The organism is Streptomyces sp. NPDC048192 (genome assembly GCF_043202415.1).
Classification (GTDB): domain Bacteria; phylum Actinomycetota; class Actinomycetes; order Streptomycetales; family Streptomycetaceae; genus Streptomyces.
This window is the reverse complement of the sequence record NZ_JBIDAL010000040.1, coordinates 1-6,159: the sequence shown is the minus strand read 5'-3', so window position 1 is coordinate 6,159 and position 6,159 is coordinate 1. Positions and strand designations below refer to the sequence as shown.

The 6,159-nt window shown below is 69.5% G+C and carries 4 protein-coding genes; 2 read left to right on the top strand and 2 right to left on the bottom strand.

Annotation, left to right across the window (positions count from 1 at the left end; all coding sequences use genetic code 11):
• Positions 1-1,162 precede the first annotated feature (1,162 nt).
• Positions 1,163-1,618, bottom strand: coding sequence for a MarR family winged helix-turn-helix transcriptional regulator (locus ACGFZN_RS39890; protein WP_393863390.1), 456 nt, complete (start codon positions 1,616-1,618; stop codon positions 1,163-1,165).
• Positions 1,619-1,760: 142 nt separating this feature from the next.
• On the opposite strand from ACGFZN_RS39890, the gene ACGFZN_RS39885 reads away from it, so the two are divergent.
• Together ACGFZN_RS39885 and ACGFZN_RS39880 are read left to right on the top strand one after the other, a co-directional pair.
• On the top strand, positions 1,761-2,198 hold the full coding sequence (locus ACGFZN_RS39885; protein WP_393863389.1) for a hypothetical protein: 438 nt from the start codon (positions 1,761-1,763) through the stop codon (positions 2,196-2,198).
• A complete protein-coding gene (locus ACGFZN_RS39880) occupies positions 2,195-3,775 on the top strand; it encodes a multicopper oxidase family protein (protein WP_393863388.1) in 1,581 nt (526 codons plus the stop codon). Before ACGFZN_RS39885 ends, ACGFZN_RS39880 begins: the two co-directional genes overlap by 4 nt.
• A gap of 856 nt (positions 3,776-4,631) precedes the next feature.
• Here the strand turns inward: ACGFZN_RS39880 and ACGFZN_RS39875 are convergent.
• Positions 4,632-5,804, bottom strand: a complete 1,173-nt coding sequence (locus ACGFZN_RS39875; RefSeq protein WP_393863387.1) for a hypothetical protein — start codon at positions 5,802-5,804, stop codon at positions 4,632-4,634.
• Positions 5,805-6,159 lie beyond the last annotated feature (355 nt).

Below are 6,159 nucleotides of genomic sequence, written 5' to 3'. Positions count from 1 at the left end.
GACGCCGCCGAGGTGATCGCGCTCGACGAGCGCCACCTTCTTGCCTGCCTTCGCCAGATCGACGGGGAGAAACCGGCCGCCCTGGCTGGTCCCGATCACGATCACGTCATAGCTCTCGTCTGCCACAGCGAGATCGTAACCCTCTGCGTTTCTGATTGCACTGAGCGTGCACACGCGGGCGTGGGTGTGCGGCTCGGCTGGGACAGCTCACCACCGCACAGCATCATCTCGATGCGCGCCCGGTCTCCACCGCCGTCAACAAGGTCCGCAACAACGGCCCTCACCTGCTGGACGCGGTCAGCCTGTAGCTGCGCCCGACATGCCGAGGGCCGCGGTGACGCTTCACCTCCCAGCGCGCCACGGCACCACCGCCCCTTACCGTACGTCTCGCGTACGAATCGCGTGCATGAGGTGGTATGCCCGTCGGCCGGACAACCCTCCTGGCCCCGTCCGGGACGACCGGTCGCACGACCCGACCGACCGGGTCCGTGACTGCGGACCTGGTGGCGCAACTCGGCGCGCGCGGCCGGCACCGAGGGTGCCGTCTCCCAGTAGGGGTGCCGCCACAGGCGCACGGACAGGAGCAGCAGGCGGCGGCGCAGGGCAGTGGTGTCGCGGGGGCGGGGGGCGGCAAGCGCGTTGTAGGTGGCGTCCCATGCGGCTTGCGTCTGCACCTGGTCGTCGTGGAAGTCGGCCTCGTTCATACCAGCATTGGATCTGTTGTGCCGGCCCGCCGCCGGTAGAGCCTCGCAATCTCGCACTCCCCCTCCTCGACCCGGTCAGCCCCAGAGGGCGCTCCGACCGTGTCGAGGACATGCGTTCGGGAAGCGTGCGCTGCCGTACGGGACATGCGCGGTTCATGCAGCGGGGCTCACGCCGGCTCGGGGATCAGCGCGGGGGCCGTCCCGCCCGTCATCCGCCGTCCGGGGACGACCTGGACCGGCTCACCTCCACGATGTGCACGCGACCGGCAAGCGGGCGCCCATCCCCCCGGCGAGCCGGAAGGAGCCTACTAAGCGGCCTGGGGAGAGTCCAGTGCGGTACCGCGCCCCTGCAAGGGACGCGGGCTGTATCGGTGTGCGGCTCGGCCGCGTGGGCGCGACCAGCCTCCACCGGCCCGCGGGTTCACCACCGTGCTTCCAGCGGAGCGCTTGGCGGCGCGTCAGGTCTCCGGGGCCGCCACGAAGCGTTCCAGCAGAGTGCAGAGTAGGTCACGTTCGCCCTCGTCCATGTGGCCGAGGAGCCGTGCGGCCACGTCGCCGGCGACGACGGACGCCTCGGCGAACAGCGCCCTGCCCTGTTCGGTGATCTCGACCGCGTAAGCGCGGCGGTCGGTGGGTGACGGGCGGCGTACGGCCAGGCCGCGGGTCTCCAGGTCGTCGACCGTGCGCACCATCGAGGACTTGTCGCTGCCCGTGAGGTCGATGAGCCGGCGCTGGCTGAGCGGTCCGTGCAGGTCGAGGTTGAGCAGGACGCCGTAATGGCGGCCCTCGATGCCCAGGGGACGCAGGGCGTCGGCGAACGTCTGGGCGGCACGCCGCTGAGCGAGGCGGAGCAGCGGGCCGACGCGGACATGACTGGTGGCGGGTGGGCGTGGGGTGGAGTCGGGCGGGTTCATCGGTATCAGCATAGGGCAGGCTGAGATTGGTTACTGCAAGACAGTTCCATATGGCACTATCTCACCTATGCCTAAATCGATTGCGTCCGCCTCGCCCCCAATCCAGGTGCCGCCCCCACTCGCGAAGGTCGGACGTCCTCCGGTGCGGCGCTGGGCTCTGATGCTCTTCCGGACGGTGGTGACCTGCGAGGCCGTCCTCGCTCTGGGGCAGGCGGTCCTCGCCGGAAGCTTTCTGTCCGGTCACTACGCGGCTCTCGACCTCCACGCGCTCAATGCCACTGCCACCGGACTCACCGCCGTGGCGCAGACCGCGGCCGCGCTGCTGCTGTGGCGGCCGGGCGGCGGACCGGGCTGGCCGGCCCTGGCCTCCGTCGCGCTCTTCGGAGCGGAGGCCGGGCAGATAGCCATGGGGTACGGGCGGGTGCTCGCCGTTCATGTCCCGCTGGGCGTGGCCATCATCGCCACTACGTTGCTGATACTGGTCCGGGCCTGGCGTCCGGCGGCCGGATGGACCCCGTCCTCCCGTACCGAGGGCCCCGGGCGCACCGAGGGCTCCGCCGCCGAGGAGGGGTCCGCATGAGCGGAGGCATCACCAGGCGCCGCCTGCTCGCCGCGGCGGCCGTGGGCGGCGGCGCGGTCACCGCTGGCGGATGGGCCGTGGCCGGCGGGGCGCTGACGTCCGGTCAGCCGGGGCTGCTGCTGCGCAGCCGGGCCCCGCTGCCGAGGCCGTACGAGGTGCCGCTGCCCGTGCCGTCCCTGCTCGCACCGGTCAGTACGAGCGGCACGGCGGACGTCTACGAGATCACCCAGCGGCCGGCGCGGCTGCGGATCCTCCCCGGTCTGGAGACCGACGCCTGGACCTATGACGGAACGTTCCCGGGGCCGACCATCGTGTCCCGTTCCGGACGCCGGACGGTGGTGCGGCACCGCAACGAGCTGCCCCGTCCGACCGTGGTCCACCTGCACGGCGGGCACACCCCGTACGGCAGCGACGGCTATCCGACCGCGTTGATCCTGCCCCAGAACAACACGGCAGACACAGCAGACGCGGCCGGGATGCCGGGCATGTCCGGGGCCGGTGGCGCACCGGACACCGCTGCCGGGCAGCGGACGTACACCTACCCCATGGAGCAGCGGGCCGCCACCCTCTGGTACCACGACCACCGCATGGGCTTCACCGGACCGAACGTCTGGCACGGGCTCGCCGGGTTCCATCTGGTCCACGACGACGAGGAGGAGGCCCTGCCCCTGCCCGCCGGGGAGCGCGACATCCCGCTGCTGATCGCCGACCGGTCCTTCGCCGCCGACGGCTCCTTCCAGTACCCGGCGCTCGATGCCGGACAGCGCACGGCGGGCGTCACCGACCGGTACATGGACGGTGTCCTGGGCGACGTCATCCTGGTCAACGGGGCGCCCTGGCCGGTGCTCGAAACCCAGCGGCTGCGCTACCGGCTGCGGCTGCTCAACGGCTCCAACGCCCGCCGCTACCGACTGGCGCTCGACCCCGCGCCGCCGGGCGGTGGCGCTCTGGTGCAGATCGGCGGCGACGGGGGCCTGCTGAAGCGGCCGCTCGCGCACGACACTCTGGACATCGCCCCGGCCGAACGCTTCGACGTGGTCGTCGACTTCGCCCGCTACCGGCCGGGCACCCGGGTACGGCTGGTCAACCGCCTGGGCAGCGGCGGCACGGCGGCCGTCATGCGGTTCGACGTCTCCGGTGCCCGGCCGCCGGCCGACGACTCCCGTGTACCGGACCGGCTCTCGGTCATCCCCGCACCGCAGGCCGACCGGGCCGCGGCGACCCGTACCTTCCACTTCCAGCGGCGGGCCGGATCCGGATGGACCATCAACGGCCGCCCCTACGAGCCCGGCAGGCCACTGGCGACCGTCCGCCTCGGCACCACCGAGGTGTGGCGGTTCGTCACCGACTTCCACCACCCCGTCCACCTGCACCTGAACCACTTCCAGGTGACCGCCCGCAACGGCCGGCCGCCCGGCCCCTACGACGCGGGGTGGAAGGACACCGTGGATCTGCGTCCCGCCGAGTCCGTGGAAATCGTCACGCGCTTCACCGACTACCCGGGGCGGTTCCTGCTGCACTGCCACAACCTCGAGCACGAGGACATGGCGATGATGGCCGACTTCGTCACAGAGTGAGCCAGGCCTCGCACCCACAGCAGCCCCGCAACCATCGGACGGGTCGGTAAAGTCAACTCCCGGTGGGGCGGAGCTTGCGTCGGTGTAGACGAGCGGGTCGTGGCCGGACGGGAGAGCCGTGCCGCCCGCAGAAGGGCCCAGCCCTCTTGCCTGTCACTGCGAGCCTGCGGCCACCAGGGTCGCAGTGATGGGCTGGAGCTCGCAGCGTAGTGGGCGGTTGACCTATGTCGGGGCGCACCGTGACCGACCTGGGGACGATGATGGTGACGTGGTCTGGAACCGGAACCCTAGTCGGGCTGTGCAGCGCCCATCCGCTGGAGTTGGCGCAGCATCCTGACCTTGACGCGCTCCGTTGGGCGTAGGCTTGTCGGCGATCAGGACCGTGTCGCGATTCTCCGAGCGCTGGGCCGTTTCTGGGCCGTCCGAGGTCGCTCGACAGTGGCCGATGACGACCAACGACGACCACCAGGCGCGCGAGCCCGCCGTCTCCGACCAGCAAAAACTCAGTTCCCCAAGAGCCGCGACAAGACCCAGGGCACGAAGAAGTAGGCCTGCACGATCAAGCGAACTACCTGCGGGTTCGCCGTAGAGGGCTTTTCGGTGGTCTTGGGCCGTGTCTTGGGGCGTGCATGCCTTTCTCACGGGACTCGGCGTACGAGTCGACCGGTTTCCTCTCGGGGCTCATCCCAGCCTTGGCCAGTGCCCGTTTGCATATCTCCGCGTCGAGGAAATACGTCATACGTGGCCGCCGCACGGTCCGGTGAAGAGCAGCCACTTGGTCATGGGAGGCCGGACTGCTTTTATTCGGGTGCCATGGACCGGAGCCGGCCACCGACCGTCTCCGCACTGCCCGGCCTCATGAGGGGCTGCCGGGGCGGACGGTGAGGTAAGTCCATTGGCTCCACACGCTGCCGGTCTGCGCGCCCTTCGCCGGCGGCGTGTAGTGGCCACGGATGCGGTAGTGGTCGTTGCTGGCGAAGAGCTTCAGAGCCCGGCCGTAGCCGTACCAGCCGTCAGAGTACAAGGGCACGCAACTCTGCGAGCTGGCCTGGTGCCAGGCGCCCGAGTAGTAGTGCTCGACGTACACCGACGTACAGCCGCCCGACTGATGGGGAGTGACCTGCAGGTTGAAGCCCATGTTGACTTCGGACTTGTAGAAGACCTGGTACGTGGTGGATCCGATGCGAGTGGTCGAGAGCGGCCACTGCATCTCCGTCCGGACCGTCGGCGTGAGGGTCGCACTGGTCGTCACCGTGCGCGGTGCGTAGCGGTAGTCCCCCGCGAAGGCCACGCTGAAGACGGTGTTGCGGGTGATCTTGAAGTACGCGACGAGGTTCCCGTGCGCATCGACCGTGCCGCTCTTGAGCTGCGTCCGCGACTTGCCTGCGGGCTGGTCGTACAGCGTCACGGAGCGGGAGTTGTACGTGGTCCCCAGATGTGCGGTGACTTTGACGGTCGCGCCGGAGTGGTACGACTTCGCGTCGGTCGCCACACTCAGGGTCGGAGTGGCTCGGGACAGCTGCACCTTCGCCGACGCCGTGACCGGGAGGTAGGAGGTACCACCGTCGTAAGTGAAGGCGTACGCGTTCGCGCCGCCGACCTGCGGGGTGTCGTGGAAGGCGAAACTGCCGTCGGCGGCGACGGGCACAGTGCCCACCGAGTAGCCGGAGGGGTGCGCCAGGTCGGTCTTGACGACGTGGACCGCGCCGGTCGTCACATGCGCACGGGGCCAGGTGAGGTGACCGGTGACGGTCATCGGTGCGGCACGGTCGCCGGCGGAGGGAGCTGTCAGCGTCATGGTGGGCGTGTACTTCGCTACAGGGATGTCGAAGGTCTGGCCAGCCGGGCCGTAGTGGCCACTTCCGGAGTAGTCGACGCGGAAGCTCAGTTGACCGGTGAGGGGAGCCGTGCCGTCGACGCGGTAGGAGCCGAAGAAGCTGACCGGGATCCTATGGAGGCGTACGGGCGTCTGACTGGTGTCGACGACGACTGCAGCGAGGCGTTTTTTGAGGATGTCGAGGGCGAACAAGGCAATGGAGAGGACAGTTCGGAGCCGCTGGGTCAGCGGTGGGACGTGCGACGCGAGGACGAGGCAGCACGCAAGCTGCCGAGACTGAGCGTGATATTTCCTCTGTGATCGTGAATCACGGTAGTCACCGTCGGGAGTATGTCGGCGGTCGCGGCAGCTGTGAGTGACAACGCCGACGTGCAACGGCGGACGCGTGCGGACGCCTGCGGACCATCCGCGCAGGTGAACGGTACGACAGCCCGACACAGAGCCCCCACCTAACTGATCGTTTCAGAATGAGACGTGCAGGCCGGTCAGCTGTCAGCCGTCGAGGCGTTGGAGGATCTGGGTGAACTCGCCGTTCAGGATCAGACCG